Source organism: Mycolicibacterium gadium (assembly GCF_010728925.1).
Lineage (GTDB): Bacteria > Actinomycetota > Actinomycetes > Mycobacteriales > Mycobacteriaceae > Mycobacterium > Mycobacterium gadium.
Map to the genome: position 1 here is coordinate 4,690,849 of NZ_AP022608.1, position 17,405 is coordinate 4,708,253.

Below are 17,405 nucleotides of genomic sequence, written 5' to 3' on the forward strand. Positions count from 1 at the left end.
TGCAGGTTACCGTGAGCCAATGGCCGGTGCTGATAGCGCGTTTCGTGCAACGCGAATTCTGGCGGGTGCCGTCGAAGCCTTCGCCGGGCAGGTTTATTTCGCCCCCGAGGCCCATGCCGGGTACGAGAAGCTTGGCTTCTCCGGCAGTCCGGGACGTGCCGGCGGGGTGGCGATGCCCGAGATGAACGCCTACTTCTGCAGTCGCGGCGCCATCCTCGGCCAGGTGCCGGGGGAGGTGGTGGCGTCGGCGTTCGCGGTGTTCAATCCTGCGATCGTGGTACCTGCCGTCGAACACGGCTGGTCGCTGACGAGCGCCGCGGAGATCATCGTGGCCAGGGATGAGGCCGCCGCCGGTCAGTTGCGAAGGATCCTCGGGGCCAACCCGCACGGCGCCGACGAACTGGCCCGACTCCTTGGACCGGTGAGCGGGTCGCTTCCGGTCGCGGGGCGCCCGCTTTATGCGGGGTTGATGAATGCCGACGTGCCCGAGGACCCGCTCAGCGCGGCGTGGCGGTTCGCCGACCGCCTTCGGGAATTCCGCGGCGACGCGCATACGGCCGCCTGGACGTCGGCCGGTTACAGCGCCATCGAGATCGGACTGACGACCGAGCTGTACTGGGGGTTACGGCCGAAGACGTACGTCAGGACCAGGGGCTGGTCGGACGCCGAGCTCGACGCGGCCATCGCCGACCTGGAAAGCCGCGGCCTGATCGACGACAGCGGGCTGACCGATCGCGGTAGGCAGGAGCGTGAGGCCATCGAGACCCGCACCGATGCGCAGTGCGCGCCGGTCCTACGAGCCCTCGGTGACGACTTCGAGAATGCCGTTGACGTCCTGCAGCGGTTCTCCGCCGCCGTGCGCGCGGCGCACGGCTATCCCGCCGCGGGGCCACACGACCTGGCGGCGCTACATGCCAAGCATTGACTCGACCCAGCCGCGCGCGAAGTAGACCACGAAGCCCGCGGCGACGACCCACATCAGCGGGCTGATTTCGCGCGTCTTGCCCGCTGCAGAGCGTGTCACCACCCACACGATGAATCCCACGCCGATGCCGTTGGCGATCGAGTAGGAGAACGGCATCGTCGCCACGGTGAGCACGACGGGCAGCGCGATGGAGAACTCGGATATGTCGATGTGCCGCAGGTGCGCAACCATCATCGTTCCGACGACGACCAGCGCAGCCGCGGCGACCTCGGTCGGAACGATCGACGCGAGTGGCGAGATGAACATGGCGGCCAAAAACAGAACGCCCGTGACGAGATTCGCCAGACCCGTCCGCGCGCCCTCCTCGATACCCGCCCCGGACTCGACGAAGACGGTTTGCGACGACGCCGACGTCGCCCCGCCGACGACCGCGCCGGCGCCCTCGACGATCAGCGCCGAACGCAGGCGCGGAAAGATTCCTTGGTCGTCGGCGAGCCCGGACTCACGCGCGAGGCCGGTGAAACTACCCATCGCGTCGAAGAAGTTCGCGAAGACCAGAGTGAACACGAACATCACGAAGGCGATCGCCCCGATGCGGCCGAAGCTGCCGAAGAGGCTGAAATCGCCGATCAGTGAAAGGTCGGGCAGCGCGAACGGTGATCCCGACAAGGTCGGCACCGACAGGCTCCACCCGCCGGGCATCTCGACCGCCGATCCGAGATGCCAGATCGCCTCGACGACGACGGCGACCGCGGTGCCCGCGACGAGTCCGATGAGGATGCCGCCACGCACCCGCCGTGCGACGAGGATGCCCGTCACCAAGAGCGTGAACACGAAGATGACGGTGGGGATGGTGCTGATGTCCCCGGCGCCGCCGATGCCCAGACCCACCGGAGGCGACGGTGTCCCCGTCGACCCGACGAAGCCGGCGTCGACCAACCCGATGAACAGTATGAACAACCCGATGCCGGCGGTGATCGCGATCTTCAGCTGGATCGGGACGGCGTCGAAGACGAGTCTGCGCAACCCGGTCGCCGCGAGTGCGACGATGATGAGCCCGTTGATGACGACGAGTCCCATTGCCTCGGGCCAGGTCAGCGAGTCGACCAAAGTCGTTGCGACGAAAGAGTTGAGTCCCAGTCCCGCGGCGAACGCGAACGGCAGTCGCGAGATGAGACCGAACAGGATGGTCATGACGCCCGCGGCCAGCGACGTCACCGCCGAGACCTGATCGAATTCGAGCTGGCTCCCCGTGACGTCGTCGATGCCGGACAAGATGATCGGGTTCAGCACGATGATGTAGGCCATCGCTATGAAAGTGACTACGCCGCCGCGGATCTCGTTGGTGAGCGTTGACCCTCGCTGCGAGATCTCGAAGAAGCGGTCGAGGCGATTCACTCCTCGACCCTAAGGGGTATCGCGCACGCGCGTGATGTTGTGTAGCGCGTTCAGGAACACCCGACGCTCATCGGCCGAGAGCACCGAGAGCCAGCGCTCCTCGCCGCGCTGGATGTCGTTCTGCACCGCGTCTTTCACCTGGCGGCCCGATTCGGTGATGGAAAGCAGTCGTACGCGGCGATCGTCGGGGTCTGCGTGGCGCTCGATGTGGCCCTTGGTCTGCAGCTCGTCGAGCGTCGGAATGATGCGCGTCTTGTCGGCACCGATGGCCTCCGCGAGCGCCGCCTGGGTGCGTACCGGGGATTCGTCGAGGGCGAGCAGCACGGCGTAGCCCCACATCGAGACATCGTGTTCGGCCAGCACGGGAAGCTCTGCGGCGATCAACTCGCGAAGCAGCGGAGCGAGCATCGCCGCGAGGTCGGGGCGCCTTGCCTTGGACGGCATGGACGAATATTAGTCAGCGACCGATCCGACCTCGCGGCGTTCGTGCCCGCGGCTAGGAAACCTGTGCGGTCGGCATGATCGTGAGCTGCTGGAAGTTCACCCGGGCCGGCTGGCCGGCCAGGAAGTTGATTGCGTCAGCGACATCCTCGGATTCGAGCACGTCGATTCGCCCCTTGGTGTCCGAGATCCATTCGGTGGCGCCGGCGTCGGTCACGTGGTCCGCCAACTCCGTCTCGACGATGCCGGGCTCGATCGCGGAAACCCGGATTCCCTTGGGGCCGAGTTCTGCACGCAGCGTCCGCGACATGTGTGTCACGTAGGCCTTCGTTCCCGCATAGACGGCGAAGTTCGGGAAGATGTTCTGCGCGCCGATCGACGAGGTGTTGATCAGGTCGGCGACGCCCTTCTCGGCGGCCGCGGCGATCAGTTGCGGAATGAACGCGCCGATCACGTACATCAGGCCGCTGATGTTCAGGTCGATCTGTTGCTGCCACTGATCGAAGCGCTGCTCCTCGACCGGTGCCGGAAGCATGACCCCGGCGTTGTTGAACAGCAGGTCGACGGTGCCCAGCTCGCGAGCCACCCGATCGGCGGCGGCGCGCACGGCTTCGGCGTCGGACACGTCGATGGGGACGGCCAGTGCGGTACCGCCGGCCTGCTCGATCTCGTTCACGAGCTTGTCGAGTCGTTCTGCGCGGCGGGCGAGCACGGCGACCTTGGCGCCGGACGCGGCCAGACGCTTGGCGGTGGCCTCGCCGATGCCGCTGGACGCGCCGGTCACGACGGCGACGCGGCCGATGAGAGTGGTGTTGGTGTCGGTGGTGTTGGTTGAAGCGGTCATGCCCACATCAACATCGCGACGCCGCGATGCTTTCCGCCTATTCGAGCACTGCTCTACCTAGGACTGGCAGACCTACGTTTGTTCCGGCGTGCACGCGTCGGGGGCCTCAGACTGGTTGGCATGGAGCACAACGCGGAGCTGAGGGACTTCCTGCGTACCCGCCGAGCGCGGCTGAACGTCGACGATGTGGATGTCGGCGGCACCGGTCGAAGGCGACGCGTGCCGGGGTTGCGACGTGAAGAGGTCGCTGCGCTTGCCGGTGTCAGCGTGGACTACTACAGCCGCCTCGAACAGGGCCGCCACCTGAACGTGTCCGACGAGGTTCTCGATGCCGTGGCTCGCGCGTTGCGCCTCGACGACACCGAACGCGCGTACCTGTTTCGGATCGCCAAAACCAACCCGCGACGTCCGCGCCGGCGTGCACCGGCGCCCGTGCAACGCGTGCGGCCCGGCGTACGGCGCATCCTCGAGACGCTGGACGACGTGACACCCGCGTTCGTCTTCGGCCGCCGGATGGATGTGCTCGCCGCGAACAAATTGGCGCGTGCGCTGCTGACGGATTTCGAAGCGCTCCCGCCACGTGAACGAAATCTGTTGCGCTACACCTTTTTAGACGAGTCCACCCAAGAGTTGTTCGTCGATTGGGAGGAGGTCGCCAAGGACAACGTCGGGACCTTGCGCCTGGACGCCGGACGTCATCCCGACGATCCGTTGCTGATGGAGTTGGTGGGTGAGCTGTCGGTGAAGAGCCCGGAGTTTCGCCGTTTCTGGGCCGATCACAATGTGCGCGAACGCACGCACGGAACGAAGCGTTACTACCATCCGCTCGTCGGGGGCCTGACGCTGCAGTATGAGTCCGTCGCGCTCCTCGGCGATCCGGACCAGACGCTGTGCCTCTACAGCGCGGAGGCGGCGTCGCCCTCGGAGACGGCCTTACGCCTGCTGGCGAACTGGACCGGTGAGCGGGTCAGCGAGGGTCGATGAGGTCACGCAGGCGCTGGGCGGGGTAGACCGTCGCGCCGAGCGCCCCGACCCGCTCCGACAGTGCACGATCCGAGGTAGCCACGCGGACGTCCTGCGGATTCTCGGCGGACCCGACCAGCGTGACGATGTGGTCGTCGGCCGAGTTGGCCGCCGCCCGCGGTGCATGCGCGATGGTGATGACCGACGATTCCAGCGGCGGTGACAGCGGATGCTCGAACACCACCGTCACGTCCTCACCTTCGGTGGATGCCCAACGTTCGAGATGTTCGATCAAGGTGGACATCGCCGACCGGCGATTGCGCCACCAGCCGTCCGGGCGGGACCCGACGACGTTCATGCCGTCGACGATCCAGCGCAATACGGTTACCGAGCGGCGGGCAGTGCGCGCCTGGCGGGCAGGTGACGGCGCCCAAGCAGGAATTGGAGCCAGCGAATATCGAGAAGCATTTTCGGACCCTTCCGCTATGCGGATTTCTTGGTCAGCAGGGGCAGCAGGCGACGGCGTTCGTCGATGCTGTCGGCGAAATGATGGAGCGCGTCGGGAATCGACTCGGCGACCGGGAAGCTGAGTCCGGCAGCCTGCATCGCGCGCATGACGGGGGCGCTGGTGATCAGCGACCACTCCACACCGCTGTGGAAGCAACTCTCGTCGACCGCGGACAGTAACGAAAGTGCGTGTCCTGAATAGGAACTCACGCTGCTGAGGTCGAGCACGAAGGGTTTCTCCGCGATGACGAACCGAAGCGCCAGGGCGGTGACCCGCTCGATGTTGGTGTCGTCGATCACGCCTTCGACGGTCACTACGGTGGCCAACTGCCGGCACACCGCATGGATCTGAGCGCCAGCACAATCGAACGCCGGGTTGCCGTACATGTTGCCTCCCCTCGGTCTCTTGAGTCTCAAGGTATCCAGGCAAAGTAAGGCAACCGGGTGCTATCGCTAATACTTTGGTAAGAACGTGTTTTGGTGCCCACGTCTGCCGAATAGCAAACGAGTCAGTCTCGGCGCATCCATTGCGGCCCCGTGTAGTTCTCCCACGGGTTGTAGTCGGCGAGCAGCGGTTCCTGCGGAGGCCGCTGATCCTCGGGCACATGTTGCAGGTTGATTCGAATGCGGTACCAGATCGAACTGGGGCCCCGCATGCCGTCTACCAGAATGTCTGGCGCTTCGAGCCTTTCAGCTACCGACGGGTAACGTTCACGCCAGGTGTCCAGCGCGGCCAGCGCCTCGTCTTTGGTTTTCGTGCGGGCGACCTCGATCAGCGGCATCACCGACTCACGGCGGCCCGTTCCTTTGCGTGCGCCGCGCGGCGCCTTCTCGGGCGGGCCGAGCTTGTCGGCGAGGTCGAGCAGCGAATCGAGTGAACCCGCTGAGTCGTCTATTCCCTCCCACGGGTCGCCGTAATCCTCGAACCGCTGTGGCACGGTCGCGATGGTGAACTGCTCGGGATGGCAGTCGGCGACCTCGTCCCACAACAACGGTGTCGACACCCGTGCGTCCGGCAGCGACCGCACCGAGTAGGCAGATGCCACCGTGCGGTCGAACGCGTTCTGGTTGAAGTCGACGAACACACCCTCTCGCTCCTCCTTCCACCACCGGCTGGTGGCGAGGTCCGGAGCGCGGCTTTCCACCTCGCGCGCGATTGTCTGTGCGGCCAGGCGCACCTGCTTGAACGGCCAGCGTCGTTCGATGCGCGCATAGATGTGGAAGCCTCGCGACCCGGAGGTCTTGGGCCATGCCGTCAGCCCGTAGTCCTCGAGTACCTCGCGGGCGATCAGCGCCACCGCGACGATCTGGCGCCAGTCCACACCGGGCATCGGATCGAGGTCGACGCGTAACTCGTCGGGGTGGGCCAGGTCGTCGGCGCGCACCGGGTGGGGATTGAGGTCGACACAGCCGAGGTTGACGGCCCACACCAGCCCACCCGCGTCGCGGATCACCGCTTCTTTGGCCGACGTTCCGGACGCGTATTTCAGTTCGGCGACGTCGACGAAGTCCGGCCGCTTCGCTGGCGCACGCTTCTGGAACACCGCCTCCTCGGTGATGCCCTTGACGAACCGCTTGAGGATCATCGGCCGGTCGGCCACACCGCGCAGCGCTCCGTCGGCGACGCGCAGGTAGTAGCGCATCAGGTCCATCTTGGTGACCTCGCCGTTTCCCTGGAATGCCGGGAACACGACCTTGTCAGGGTTGGTGATGGGCACCTGCTGACCGTCGACCTCCATGTGGAGCGGGGCGGGCATGGGTCCATGTTAGGTTCCAGGCCGACATGCGACCCGTGTCACATATTGTGGGTTCATGCCCAAGCTAACCGATCTTCCGTTGCAGGCAGCGGCCAAAATCCAGCAGACCTCCCAGAAGTACCTCGAGCGCGGATCGGCCGAACTGCACTACGCCCGCAAGATGTTCGAAGCCGGCGCGCTGAAGCTGGAGGCACCGCAGAACATCGCCGCGTTCCTCGCCGACATCCGGCGCTGGGGCGAGTTCGGCATGATCCCGGCGCTCAACGCGCGCCGCACGCCGGATCGCGTCGCCGTCATCGACGACGAGGGCGAGTTCACCTTCAAAGAACTCGACGATGCGGCGCACGCCGTCGCCAACGGCCTGCTGGCCATGGGCGTCAAGGGTGGCGACGGGGTGGCGATCCTCGCGCGAAACCACCGGTGGTTCCTCGTCTCGGTGTACGGCGCGGCCCGCACCGGAGCGCGCATCATCCTGCTCAACAGCGAATTCTCCGGACCCCAGGTCAAGGAGGTGTCGGAACGCGAAGGCGCGAAGGTCATCATCTACGACGACGAGTACACGTCCGCCGTTTCGCAGGCCGACCCCGATTTCGGCAAGCTGCGCGCGCTACCGACCAACCCGGACAAAGACGGGCCGTCCGAAAGCACCGACGAGATGATCGCGGACCTGATCGCCCGCAGCAGTTCCGCGCACGCCCCCAAGGTGAGCAAGCACTCGTCGATCATCATCCTGACCAGCGGTACCACCGGGACGCCCAAGGGAGCCAACCGCAGCACCCCGCCGTCGCTGGCGCCGATCGGCGGCGTGCTGTCCCACGTCCCGTTCAAGGCGGGGGAGGTGACGTCGCTTCCGGCGCCGATGTTCCACGCGCTCGGTTTCCTGCACGCCACGATCGCGATGATGCTGGGCTCCACCCTGGTGCTGCGCAGGCGCTTCAAGCCGGCGACCGTGCTGGCGGACATCGAGAAGAACAAGGTCACCGCAATCGTCGTCGTACCGGTGATGTTGTCTCGGCTGCTCGACGAACTCGAGAAGACCCAGCCCAAACCCGACCTGTCGTCATTGCGCATCGTGTTCGTGTCCGGGTCACAGCTGGGCGCCGAGCTGGCGACGCGCGCGCTGAAGGACCTCGGCCCCGTCGTTTACAACCTGTACGGCTCGACCGAGATCGCTTTCGCGACCATCGCGCGGCCCAAGGACCTGTCGATCAATCCGGGCACGGTCGGCCCCGTCGTCAAGGGCGTCAAGGTCAAGATCCTCGATGACAACGGCGCCGAGCTACCGCAGGGCGAGGTGGGGCGCATCTTCGTCGGCAACACCTTCCCCTTTGAGGGCTATACCGGTGGCGGGCACAAACAGATCATCGACGGACTGATGTCGTCCGGCGACGTCGGCTACTTCGACGAGCACGGTCTGCTGTACGTCAGCGGTCGTGACGACGAGATGATCGTCTCCGGCGGTGAGAACGTGTTCCCCGCGGAGATCGAGGACCTGGTGAGCGGGCATCCCGAGGTGGTCGAGGCCACCGCGCTCGGTGTCGAGGACAAGGAGTGGGGCCACCGGCTGCGCTGCTTTGTCGTCAAGACCGACGGTGCCTCAATCGATGAGGACGCCATCAAGGCGTACGTGCGGGACAACCTGGCCCGCTACAAGGTGCCCCGCGAGGTGGTGTTCCTCGACGAGTTGCCACGCAATCCCACTGGCAAGATCCTCAAGCGCGAACTACGTGAGATGGACACCGAAGGGTCGGAATAGTTCGGCTGTCGCAGTGGTAGTAGCACGGCGTGAACATCGATCTGACCGGTAAGACAGCGCTTGTCACGGGTTCCACCCAAGGCATCGGATTGGCGATTGCCCAGGGGTTGGCCGCCAGCGGTGCACGCGTCGTAGTCAACGGGCGCACGCCCGAGCGCGTCGAGGAAGCAGTCGACAAAGTGAGTGGCGACGCCCTCGGCGTGGCGGCCGACGTCGCGACCGACGAGGGCGTGGCTCAGCTCCTGGCGCAGCTACCGGACCTCGACATCCTGGTGAACAACCTCGGCATCTTCGAGGCGATTCCAGCGCGCGAGATCACCGACGACCAGTGGCGCACCTACTTCGAAGTGAATATCCTTGCCGCAGCACGACTTATCCGAAGTTATCTGCCCGCGATGGCTGATCGCGGCTGGGGCAGGATCATCCAGATCGCCAGCGATTCGGCCATCGTGACTCCGGCGGAGATGATCCACTACGGCGTCTCGAAGACCGCACTGTTGGCGTTGTCGCGAGGGTTCGCCAAGGATGCGTCGGGCACCGGTGTCACCGTGAACTCCGTCATCGCGGGGCCCACCCACACCGCGGGTGTGGAGGACTTCGTCTACCAACTCGTCGAAAAGTCGTTGCCGTGGGACGCCGCGCAGCGGGAGTTCATGCGTAGCCACCGACCGCAGTCGCTGCTGGAACGACTCATCGAACCCGACGAGATCGCCAACATGGTCACGTATCTGGCGTCTCCGCAGGCTTCCGCGACGACCGGTGGCGCGCTTCGCGTCGACGGTGGATACGTCGACGCGATCCTGCCTTAGGCCGACTGTATCGCGGCGCCGGGAATCGACAGGCACACCAGCATCAGGATCAGTAGGAACCAGCCCGCACCCTGCCAGGCCACCCATGCCCCCTGTACTTTCCACTCGCGGTACGTCTTGACGAACGCGCCGACGCCGCCGACGAACAAGACGGTCGGCACCAGCGATGCCGCGATCACGGATTCCCGGACGGCCAACCCGTAGATGGCGAAGACGATGCCCGCCACAACGACGACGGCACCGACGTAGACCGCCGCGGCGCGGAACGTGCCGGGCCGGTCCCAGCGCTTCTCGACGTCATTGGTCATGTCGATCGGGTTCCCGCGTACCGCGCGGGGAAACCGTGCTCAGTGCGGATGATTGATGTACCAGGACAGGCACCCCGGGATATCGCGGCACGCGATCACTGCCGCCTGATCCGGTGGCCCGCCGCGCACCCGCGGGATGCGCGGTCCGACGTTGCAGGACGGGACGTACGGGTTACCGGGGACGAAGCCGGGGTAGCACGGCGCCGCCTCTGACTCGACGGCCGACTCCGCCGTCAACACCGCAGGCGCGATCAGGAATCCCAGTGCCGCGGCACCGGTGATGATCAACTGCGACGGCCGTCGCTTGAGAAGGTTCATAGCTGCCGACCCTTTCGTGAGCCAACAGTTCGATCGTACGCCCGTGGTCGAGGTCGGTTACGGATCGCGAGGCAGCCCAAGCAGCCGCTCGGCGATGATGTTCAGCTGCACCTCGGACGTGCCGCCGTAGATGGTCGTCGCGCGGCTGGCCAACAGGAACTCGGCCCACTTCCCCTGCGGTGTCTCCGGATTCCCCACGGCGCCGTCGGTGCCGAACGAGGACACCGCGAACTCGGCGTACTTCTGACCGGTGCGCATCGACAGCAGCTTGGAGATCGCCGCCGCGGGCATCGGATCGCCACCGGCCAGCGTCAGCAGGGTGGACCGCATGTTCAGCACCTTGGCCGCGTGTCCTTCGGCCATGAGATGACCCGCGGTGTTCTTCCCGACCTGATCGAACTGGCCGTCGCGGATGAAGTCGACGAAGCCGTCGAAGGTGGGCAGGAACGGCGGCTCAGTGCTGCCGATCGACACCCGCTCGGCCGTCAGGGTGGTGCGGCTGACCTCCCAGCCGCGGTTCACCTCACCGAGCACCATGTCGTCGGGGACGAACACGTCGTCGATGAACACCGTGTTGAACATCGCGTTGCCGGTCAGTTCGCGCAGCGGTTTCACCTCGACACCATCACTGCTCATGTCGAGCAGAAAGTAGGTGATGCCGTTGTGCTTCGGGGCGCTCGGATCGGTGCGGGCCAGCAGCATGCCCCACTGCGAGTACTGCGCACCGGTGGTCCAGATCTTCTGCCCGGTGATCCGCCAGCCGCCGTCGACCTTGGTTGCTTTGGTGGTAAGGCTGGCCAGGTCCGAGCCTGCGCCGGGCTCGGAAAACAGTTGGCACCAGATCATCTCGCCGCGCAGCGTCGGTGGCAGGAAGCGCTGCTGCTGCTGGTCGGTCCCGAATGCCACCACCGACGGGATCAGCCACGCCGCGATGCCCATCGCCGGACGTCTGACCCGGCCGGCGCTGAACTCCTGCGCGATGATGATCTGCTCGACGGGGCCCGCCGCGCGACCCCAGGGCTTGGGCAGGTGGGGGACCACCCAGCCGCCCTCGGCGATCGCCGTGGTCCGCTCCTCGCTCGGAATCGCTTTCAGCGCCGCCACTTCCGCGCGGATCTCGTCGCGTAGCTTCTCCGTCTCGGGATCCAGATCGATGTTGAGCTTTCGGGCACCGGTGCTCGTCGCAATATCGACGACCCGCTGCGGGTAATCGCTGGTGCGGCCGAAGCATGCGGCCAGCAGCAGCGCGCGGCGGTAGTACACGTTGGTGTCGTGTTCCCAGGTGAAGCCGATGCCACCGTGCACCTGGATGCAGTCCTGGGTGGTGTGTAACACGGCTGCGGGAGCCAGCGTGGCCGCTACTGCCGCGGCGAACTCGAAAGCCGTTTCATCGCTGGGGTTTTCGCTGTGCTCATCGATGGCGCGCGCCGCGTCCCATACCGCGGCGGTCGCCCGCTCGGTGTCGGCGACCATCTGGGCGCACTTGTGCTTGATGGCCTGGAACTGGCCGATAGGCCGTCCGAACTGCTCGCGGATCTTGGCGTACGCCGTCGCGGTGTCGGTCGCCCACCGCGCGACTCCGACGCACTCGGCGGACAGCAGCGTCGAGATGATGGCGCGCGCGTGGTTGCGGCTCAGGTCGCCCAGCACGCGATCGTCGCCGACCTCGACGGCGTTGGCGCGCACATCGGCCACCGGACGTAGTGGGTCCACGCTCTGGACCGGCTCGATCTCCAGCGCCTCTGCGTCGAGGATCACCCACTCCTCACCGCTGTCGATTGCCACCGGCAGCACCAGCACCGACGCCTGCGCGGCCGCGGGCACGGCGCGGACCTCACCGCGAATGACCAGTTCGCTGCCGTGTCTGGTGGCCGTCAGGCCGGAGTCGATCGCGTAGGTCGCGATCACGTCACCGGACGCGAGGTCCGCCAGCATCTTCGCGTCGGGGTCGTTGGCGGCGATCAGTGCGCTGGCGATCGCCGAAGGGACGAACGGACCGGGTACCGCGCCATAGCCGAACTCGGCCAGCACAATCGCCAGCTCGAGCACACCAAACCCTTGTCCGCCAACGGATTCCGACAGATGCACACCCTGCAGACCCTGCTCGGCGGCGGCCTTCCAGTACGGCGGCGGGTTGGGGACCGGCGTCTCCAGCGCCTCGTGCAGCACCTCCGACGGCGCCACCCGCGCCACCAGGGACCGGACCGAATCAGCCAGGTCGTTGTGCTCAGTGTTGATTGCGATGGGCATAGCTGTTGCACCTCATTGTGGCGTTTCCCTATTAACCGGTCGGTTGGGAACCACGATACCGTTCACGACATTGGCGAGGTCCCGGCCATCCCGGAGGCGGCGGCAGTTGTCGACGGCCGCCTCCAGATATCGCCTCATGGTGTCCAGCGTGTACCAGCTGACATGGGGTGTCACCACGACGTTGGCCAGGGTCAGGAGCGGATTTCCGGCGGGGATCGGCTCGACGGCGAAGACGTCCAGGCCCGCCGCCGCCAGCCCGCCCGAGCGCAGCGTGTCGACGAGCGCGTCCTCGTCGATCACCGCGCCACGGGAGGTGTTCACCAACACCGCATCGGAACGCATCGACGCGAGTGCGCGGCGATCCAGCAAGCCCGCGGTCTGGTCCGTCAACGGGATGTGCAGGGAGACGATGTCGCTTTCCGAAAGCAGGTCGGGCAGCGCGCGCCAGCCGGGCAGACCGTCGTCGCGGGTGCTGGTGTGCAGCACCCGCGAAGCTGGAGTACCCATCGCCCTCACGATGGCTTCGACGCGTTTCGCGATGTTGCCGTAGCCGATCAAGCCGACGGTGCACCCGCCGATGTCACGCACCGTCTCGCCGAGGCTCGGATCCGAGGGCCAGCCGTTGCCGTCGCGGGTGGCGCGGTCGAGCTCGGTGAGCCGGCGCAGCGCGGCAAGCATCAGCAGCACAGTGCCCTCGGCGACCGATGGGGCATTGGCGCCCGGCATGTTCGCCACGGCGATACCGAGCCGCGTCGCCGTGTCGACGTCGATGGTGTTGACGCCCGCTCCCAGCTTGTGCACAAGCCGGCACCGCGGAGCCTTCTCGAGGTCCTCGCCCGATATCGGCCGCAGCACATGCCAGATCACGTCGGCATGAGGGAGCTCTCGATAAAAGGTGTTGTCGTCATCTTCGGCGCAGTAGTGAATGTCGAGCCAATTCGCTTCTGGTGCAACGAACTGCGCGACCTTGTCACCAGAGACATAGTGAGCGAGGACTCTTAACGCCACCGCTTCGCGATCCATTTGGCGATGGTATCGGCCTTCTCGCTGCGTGCGCCCGGGGTGGCGAAGTAGTGGTCGGTGTCGAAGGAGCACTGAGTCTTGTCCTTCGAGGCCAGTGCGTCATGAATGCGTTGCGCGTCCGACGGATACACACCGGTGTCCTGTTCTGCGTTGATCACCAGCGCGGGACAGGTGAGACGGGACAGATGCGGCTCGGCCCTGGTCTGCGCGTGCCGCAGGCTCCACATGCCGATCCAGCTGCGCAGCGTGCACGCCGCGGCGATGCCGTGTGCGGAACGGTTTGCCTTGATCGGGACCCCCGCGTAGCACATGTTCGGCGGACGCCGGGTCGGCTCGATGGACGGATCGACCATGCGTGGGTCCGCCCAGGTTCTCAGCACCGTGAACGGACGGTCCGAGAAGCCGGCGGCGTGCACGCGTTTGAGTTCGTTCTCGGCCCAGTCGGTGATCGCGTTGTTGCGGTCGATCTGTGCCGAGCGGTAGCGCGCGACGAACTCCCCCGAAAAAGGGGGACCGTTCTCCGGATTGAACAGGTCGAGTTCGGGATCGCTTCCGAGAGGGTCGCTTTCGTCGACCACCGACCCGTCCATCCAGGCGGTCAGGACATCGGGACGGCCGGGATGGGCAGCGCTTGCGATGTAGCCGTCCGCAGGCAGCAGGTCGCCCAGACCAGCGGCAGGACGCATACCGTCCAGCGGGGTCACGTGCGGATCGACAGCCTGTGCCTGATATGCCGCCATGAGTGAACCACCGCCGGAATTGCCCAGCAGAACAATGGTTTCCACCCCTTGCACCTCGCGCAGCCAGCGCACTCCCACCCCGATGTCCACCAGTGCGTGGTCGAGCAGGAAACTGCTCTCGAAACCGCGGTATCGCGTGTTCCAACCGAGGAAGCCGATACCCCGGGTCGCCATGTAGTCGGCGAGATAGTGTTCGGAGAAGTCGATCTGGTAGTGCGTGGCGATCATCGCGACCTTGGGTTTTCGTCCGACGCCGCGGTAGTAGAGGCCCTGACAGGGGTTCCCGCCCGCGCCCGCCCGACGTGCGGTGGGTGACTGCACGCCGACGAATTCCCGGGTGACACCCGGGGTTACGCTGCTCGATGGTGCCCTGGTCATCATGTCCCCCTGTGATAGATCGTCCGGTAGAAGACGTTGGCAAGCGTGATGATGCATGCCTCGTCGTCGACGGCGTCCCCTTCGCCGTCCGGGTCTTTCCCGCCACCCCGCCCGGCGTCCCCGGCCAATTGTGTGTAGCAGAACTGGTTGAGCATCGACACCAACGCCACTGCCACCAGGCGTGGATCATCGTCAACGCAGAAGCCCTGTTGCTGAGCATGTTTCACCATATGGGTAACCAGCGTGATCGGGAGCGAGCAGATGTCGTTCCAGTATTCCGCGAAGTCATCGTTGACCATCGCCAGTTGCGACACGCTGACGATCTCGGCGAGTTGGTGGCGATAGGTGTGCCAGTGAGCGGCCGCGGCCTGGTAGGAGCGCTCCCAGTTCGACAGGCCCGGCTCGGCCGCTGCCCGTGAGCGCTCCCTGGCTTCGTCGCGGAACCGCAGGGCCCACTCGCGGACCATCGCCTCCTTGGAGTCGTAATAGTTGTAGAACGATGCGGTGGACTTGCCGGCTTCGGCGGCGATATCCGAAATCGTCGTTGCGAGAATGCCTTTGCGGGCGATCACCGATCGGGCTCCCGCGTCGATCGCTGCTTGCGTCCGCCGACCGCGCAGCGTCGGAAGTTGCACGCGAGAACTTGCGGACACGGCCTCTCCTCGACCATTGATCGGCTCGCCGATCGGACCATTGATCGAACCTGAACCTGATGTTAGATTCAGAAATCGAGCTTGACTAGAGGAGCAGCCACACATGATCAAGCCGAACAACCAGAATTCCGAGTTCGAACTCGGTGGCATCAACCACGTAGCGCTCGTGTGCTCGGACATGGCGAAGACGGTCGACTTCTACAGCAATGTGCTTGGCATGCCGTTGGTCAAGTCGCTCGACCTGCCGGGGGGCATGGGACAACACTTCTTCTTCGATGCGGGTAACGGCGACTGCGTGGCGTTCTTCTGGTTCGCCGACGCACCGGATCGCGTTCCGGGAATCTCGTCGCCCGAAGCCATTCCGGGTATCGGCGACATCGTGAGCGCCGTGAGCACCATGAATCACCTGGCGTTCCACGTCCCGGCGGAGAAGTTCGACGAATACCGGCAGCGGCTCAAGGACAAAGGCGTGCGCGTCGGCCCGGTGCTCAACCATGACGAGAGCAAGCAGCAAGTCTCGTCGACGCTACATCCGGGGGTGTACGTGCGGTCGTTCTACTTCTTCGATCCAGACGGCATCACCCTCGAGTTCGCCTGCTGGACCAAGGAATTCACCGACAGCGACACCACGACCGAGCCGAAGACCGCCGCGGATCGCCGGCCCCGGGTGGGCGTCTAGGGTCTTGGCGGCATCGCGGCCAGCTGATCAATCAGCGCGGCCAGCAGCTCCACCAGCTCGTAGTGGTCGAGTTGGACTTCCCCGGACAGCCATGCGCTGATGGCCTGACCCACGCCGCCGACCGCGAAATGGGATGCGGCCTTGACCTGGTCGTTGTCCAGCGCCCCTTTCGCGCCCGCATGGGCGAAGAGCAGGCCGGCGAACAAGGCCGTCGATTCCGCGCGCTTGCGAACGATCACGGTATTGGACAGCTCGACGCTGAACAGAAGGCGTCCTACGCGGGGGTCGGCGGAGATCGCGCGGACGACGTTGGCCATCGCGGCACGGGCCTGCTCGGCCGGGGAGGCCGCCGCGACGGCGGCCTGGGTGGTCGCGGCGATGTCGGCGATCACCGAGTCGAACACCGCTCCGACAAAATGATCTTTGTCGTTGAAGCTTTCGTAGAAGTACCGAACGCCCAATGCGGCCTGCCCGCAGATTGCGCGCACGGTCAGCTCGGCGGGGTCCTTACCTGCGGCGCCGAGTAGTTCGAGCCCGGCATCGAGCAGGCGGCGACGGCGGCCTGCGACGCGTTCGACCGCGTCGACGCCGCGGTATGGGCGGACCTGTGCCATGCATGCCATCTTGACACCTGTCACATTGACAGGGCAATATCAGGAAACATACGTTCTCACTTTATCGATAGGTGGCGGCCAGTGACGGTCACTGTTCCGATCGATCATGTCGAGCGTCCGCTCAACGACCCGGTGCTCCCCGGTGGGAAGAAGCCGCCGAGGTGGATGGGCGCCGCGGATGACGCCGCGTTCATCGGTCTGCTGTCCGGAGGCGCCAACGTGATCATGGAGTTGGCCCGCCCCGGCGTCGGGTACGGGGTCAAGGACAGCCGGGTCGAAAGCGGACGCGCCGACCGTCATCCCATCAAGCGGGCCAGGACCACCTTCACCTATCTCGCGGTCGCGCTCTCGGGCACCGAGGAGCAGAAGAAGGTGTATCGCCGCGCGGTGAACAAGTCACACGCAGAGGTGTACTCGAGGCCTGGCGATCCGGTGCAGTACAACGCCTTTGACAAGGAGCTGCAGATGTGGGTGGCGGCGTGCCTGTACAAGGGTTTCGTCGACGTTCATCGCATCTTCGTCGGCGAGATGGATGACGAAACCGCGGACCGCCACTATCGCGAAGGCATGACACTCGGCACGACGTTGCAGGTGCCCGCGGAGATGTGGCCTGCCGATCGCAAGGCCTTCGACGAGTACTGGCAGCAGTCACTGGAACAGATTCACATCGACGACGCCGTCCATGAGTATCTGTGGCCCATCGCGGCCGGGCGTCTCGGGAACGCCACGTTGCCGCGGCCGTTGCAGAAGCGGCTGGACGCGGTCAACCTGTTCATGACCACCGGCTTTCTGCCGCAACGGTTCCGCGACGAGATGCGACTGCCGTGGGATGCAAGCAAGCAGCGCAGGTTCAATCTGGTGATGACGGTCATCGGCACCGTGAACAAGGTGATGCCGCGGTTCATTCGGCGCTTCCCGTTCAACTGGATGCTGCGGGATCTCGACTGGCGGATCCGAACCGGCCGACCGCTGACCTAACGGGCAATCACCCGGGCGCGCCGATGCCCTCGCCCAAGTCGGACGCAGGCGCCATGAGGTGAGT

At 65.6% G+C, this 17,405-nt stretch carries 19 protein-coding genes; 6 read left to right on the forward strand and 13 right to left on the reverse strand.

Annotation, left to right across the window (positions count from 1 at the left end):
• Positions 1 to 19 precede the first annotated feature (19 nt).
• On the forward strand, positions 20 to 925 hold the full coding sequence (locus G6N36_RS23185) for an SCO6745 family protein (RefSeq protein WP_163689140.1): 906 nt from the start codon (positions 20 to 22) through the stop codon (positions 923 to 925).
• Here G6N36_RS23185 and G6N36_RS23190 read toward each other — a convergent pair.
• From G6N36_RS23190 to G6N36_RS23200, 3 genes are read right to left on the reverse strand one after another with little or no spacing between them, the layout of a single operon-like run.
• Positions 908 to 2,323 carry an NCS2 family permease gene (locus tag G6N36_RS23190; RefSeq protein ID WP_163689141.1) on the reverse strand — a complete coding sequence of 472 codons (1,416 nt, stop codon included), beginning with the start codon at positions 2,321 to 2,323 and terminating at the stop codon, positions 908 to 910. The two genes, G6N36_RS23185 and G6N36_RS23190, sit on opposite strands and share 18 nt — an antisense overlap.
• Positions 2,324 to 2,332: 9 nt before the next feature.
• A complete protein-coding gene (locus G6N36_RS23195) occupies positions 2,333 to 2,767 on the reverse strand; it encodes a MarR family winged helix-turn-helix transcriptional regulator (protein WP_163689142.1) in 435 nt (144 codons plus the stop codon).
• Positions 2,768 to 2,819: 52 nt separating this feature from the next.
• Positions 2,820 to 3,608, reverse strand: coding sequence for an SDR family oxidoreductase (locus tag G6N36_RS23200; RefSeq protein WP_163689143.1), 789 nt, complete (start codon positions 3,606 to 3,608; stop codon positions 2,820 to 2,822).
• A 120-nt stretch (positions 3,609 to 3,728) separates the two neighbouring features.
• Here G6N36_RS23200 and G6N36_RS23205 point away from each other — a divergent pair, with 120 nt between their 5' ends.
• A complete protein-coding gene (locus G6N36_RS23205) occupies positions 3,729 to 4,592 on the forward strand; it encodes a helix-turn-helix transcriptional regulator (protein WP_163689144.1) in 864 nt (287 codons plus the stop codon).
• Here G6N36_RS23205 and G6N36_RS23210 read toward each other — a convergent pair.
• The 3 genes from G6N36_RS23210 to G6N36_RS23220 form a co-directional block, all read right to left on the reverse strand.
• Positions 4,576 to 4,950 carry an NYN domain-containing protein gene (locus G6N36_RS23210; protein ID WP_083128119.1) on the reverse strand — a complete coding sequence of 125 codons (375 nt, stop codon included), beginning with the start codon at positions 4,948 to 4,950 and terminating at the stop codon, positions 4,576 to 4,578. The genes G6N36_RS23205 and G6N36_RS23210 overlap by 17 nt on opposite strands.
• A 104-nt stretch (positions 4,951 to 5,054) precedes the next feature.
• On the reverse strand, positions 5,055 to 5,465 hold the full coding sequence (locus G6N36_RS23215) for an STAS domain-containing protein (RefSeq protein ID WP_165799844.1): 411 nt from the start codon (positions 5,463 to 5,465) through the stop codon (positions 5,055 to 5,057).
• A gap of 122 nt (positions 5,466 to 5,587) precedes the next feature.
• Entirely contained in the window at positions 5,588 to 6,835 is a 1,248-nt protein-coding gene (locus G6N36_RS23220; RefSeq protein WP_163689145.1) for a DNA polymerase domain-containing protein, read from the reverse strand.
• A 55-nt stretch (positions 6,836 to 6,890) separates the two neighbouring features.
• Between G6N36_RS23220 and fadD2 the strand changes: the two genes are divergently transcribed.
• The gene (fadD2, locus tag G6N36_RS23225; protein WP_163689146.1) at positions 6,891 to 8,591 is read left to right on the forward strand and encodes a long-chain-fatty-acid--CoA ligase FadD2; all 1,701 of its coding nucleotides are present in this window, start codon (positions 6,891 to 6,893) and stop codon (positions 8,589 to 8,591) included.
• Positions 8,592 to 8,620: 29 nt separating this feature from the next.
• Entirely contained in the window at positions 8,621 to 9,400 is a 780-nt protein-coding gene (locus tag G6N36_RS23230) for an SDR family NAD(P)-dependent oxidoreductase (protein ID WP_163689147.1), read from the forward strand.
• Here G6N36_RS23230 and G6N36_RS23235 read toward each other — a convergent pair.
• From G6N36_RS23235 to G6N36_RS23260, 6 genes are read right to left on the reverse strand one after another with little or no spacing between them, the layout of a single operon-like run.
• Positions 9,397 to 9,708 carry a hypothetical protein gene (locus tag G6N36_RS23235; protein WP_163689148.1) on the reverse strand — a complete coding sequence of 104 codons (312 nt, stop codon included), beginning with the start codon at positions 9,706 to 9,708 and terminating at the stop codon, positions 9,397 to 9,399. The genes G6N36_RS23230 and G6N36_RS23235 overlap by 4 nt on opposite strands.
• 39 nt (positions 9,709 to 9,747) lie before the next feature.
• Positions 9,748 to 10,026, reverse strand: a complete 279-nt coding sequence (locus tag G6N36_RS23240; RefSeq protein ID WP_163689149.1) for a hypothetical protein — start codon at positions 10,024 to 10,026, stop codon at positions 9,748 to 9,750.
• A 57-nt stretch (positions 10,027 to 10,083) separates the two neighbouring features.
• Positions 10,084 to 12,276: an acyl-CoA dehydrogenase family protein gene (locus G6N36_RS23245; RefSeq protein ID WP_163689150.1), complete on the reverse strand. Its 2,193-nt coding sequence runs from the start codon at positions 12,274 to 12,276 to the stop codon at positions 10,084 to 10,086.
• Positions 12,277 to 12,288: 12 nt separating this feature from the next.
• Entirely contained in the window at positions 12,289 to 13,299 is a 1,011-nt protein-coding gene (locus tag G6N36_RS23250) for a 2-hydroxyacid dehydrogenase (RefSeq protein ID WP_163689151.1), read from the reverse strand.
• On the reverse strand, positions 13,275 to 14,417 hold the full coding sequence (locus G6N36_RS23255) for an alpha/beta hydrolase (RefSeq protein WP_163689152.1): 1,143 nt from the start codon (positions 14,415 to 14,417) through the stop codon (positions 13,275 to 13,277). The genes G6N36_RS23250 and G6N36_RS23255 overlap by 25 nt, the downstream gene beginning before the upstream one ends.
• Entirely contained in the window at positions 14,417 to 15,070 is a 654-nt protein-coding gene (locus G6N36_RS23260) for a TetR/AcrR family transcriptional regulator (RefSeq protein WP_163689153.1), read from the reverse strand. Before G6N36_RS23260 ends, G6N36_RS23255 begins: the two co-directional genes overlap by 1 nt.
• A 103-nt stretch (positions 15,071 to 15,173) precedes the next feature.
• Between G6N36_RS23260 and G6N36_RS23265 the strand changes: the two genes are divergently transcribed.
• Positions 15,174 to 15,749 carry a VOC family protein gene (locus tag G6N36_RS23265; protein WP_163689154.1) on the forward strand — a complete coding sequence of 192 codons (576 nt, stop codon included), beginning with the start codon at positions 15,174 to 15,176 and terminating at the stop codon, positions 15,747 to 15,749.
• Here G6N36_RS23265 and G6N36_RS23270 read toward each other — a convergent pair.
• On the reverse strand, positions 15,746 to 16,363 hold the full coding sequence (locus tag G6N36_RS23270; RefSeq protein WP_372512308.1) for a TetR/AcrR family transcriptional regulator: 618 nt from the start codon (positions 16,361 to 16,363) through the stop codon (positions 15,746 to 15,748). The genes G6N36_RS23265 and G6N36_RS23270 overlap by 4 nt on opposite strands.
• An 81-nt stretch (positions 16,364 to 16,444) precedes the next feature.
• On the opposite strand from G6N36_RS23270, the gene G6N36_RS23275 reads away from it, so the two are divergent.
• The gene (locus tag G6N36_RS23275; RefSeq protein ID WP_163689155.1) at positions 16,445 to 17,341 is read left to right on the forward strand and encodes an oxygenase MpaB family protein; all 897 of its coding nucleotides are present in this window, start codon (positions 16,445 to 16,447) and stop codon (positions 17,339 to 17,341) included.
• Positions 17,342 to 17,405 lie beyond the last annotated feature (64 nt).

Excerpts from the sequence above, each read along its gene's own strand:
- G6N36_RS23185 (WP_163689140.1), top strand. The coding sequence starts at position 20 with ATGGCCGGTGCTGATAGCGCGTTTCGTGCAACGCGAATTCTGGCGGGT.
- G6N36_RS23195 (WP_163689142.1), bottom strand. The coding sequence starts at position 2,767 with ATGCCGTCCAAGGCAAGGCGCCCCGACCTCGCGGCGATGCTCGCTCCG.
- G6N36_RS23200 (WP_163689143.1), bottom strand. The coding sequence starts at position 3,608 with ATGACCGCTTCAACCAACACCACCGACACCAACACCACTCTCATCGGC.
- G6N36_RS23205 (WP_163689144.1), top strand. The coding sequence starts at position 3,729 with ATGGAGCACAACGCGGAGCTGAGGGACTTCCTGCGTACCCGCCGAGCG.
- G6N36_RS23215 (WP_165799844.1), bottom strand. The coding sequence starts at position 5,465 with ATGTACGGCAACCCGGCGTTCGATTGTGCTGGCGCTCAGATCCATGCG.
- G6N36_RS23220 (WP_163689145.1), bottom strand. The coding sequence starts at position 6,835 with ATGCCCGCCCCGCTCCACATGGAGGTCGACGGTCAGCAGGTGCCCATC.
- fadD2 (WP_163689146.1), top strand. The coding sequence starts at position 6,891 with ATGCCCAAGCTAACCGATCTTCCGTTGCAGGCAGCGGCCAAAATCCAG.
- G6N36_RS23235 (WP_163689148.1), bottom strand. The coding sequence starts at position 9,708 with ATGACCAATGACGTCGAGAAGCGCTGGGACCGGCCCGGCACGTTCCGC.
- G6N36_RS23240 (WP_163689149.1), bottom strand. The coding sequence starts at position 10,026 with ATGAACCTTCTCAAGCGACGGCCGTCGCAGTTGATCATCACCGGTGCC.
- G6N36_RS23245 (WP_163689150.1), bottom strand. The coding sequence starts at position 12,276 with ATGCCCATCGCAATCAACACTGAGCACAACGACCTGGCTGATTCGGTC.
- G6N36_RS23250 (WP_163689151.1), bottom strand. The coding sequence starts at position 13,299 with ATGGATCGCGAAGCGGTGGCGTTAAGAGTCCTCGCTCACTATGTCTCT.
- G6N36_RS23255 (WP_163689152.1), bottom strand. The coding sequence starts at position 14,417 with ATGACCAGGGCACCATCGAGCAGCGTAACCCCGGGTGTCACCCGGGAA.
- G6N36_RS23265 (WP_163689154.1), top strand. The coding sequence starts at position 15,174 with ATGATCAAGCCGAACAACCAGAATTCCGAGTTCGAACTCGGTGGCATC.
- G6N36_RS23270 (WP_372512308.1), bottom strand. The coding sequence starts at position 16,363 with ATGGCACAGGTCCGCCCATACCGCGGCGTCGACGCGGTCGAACGCGTC.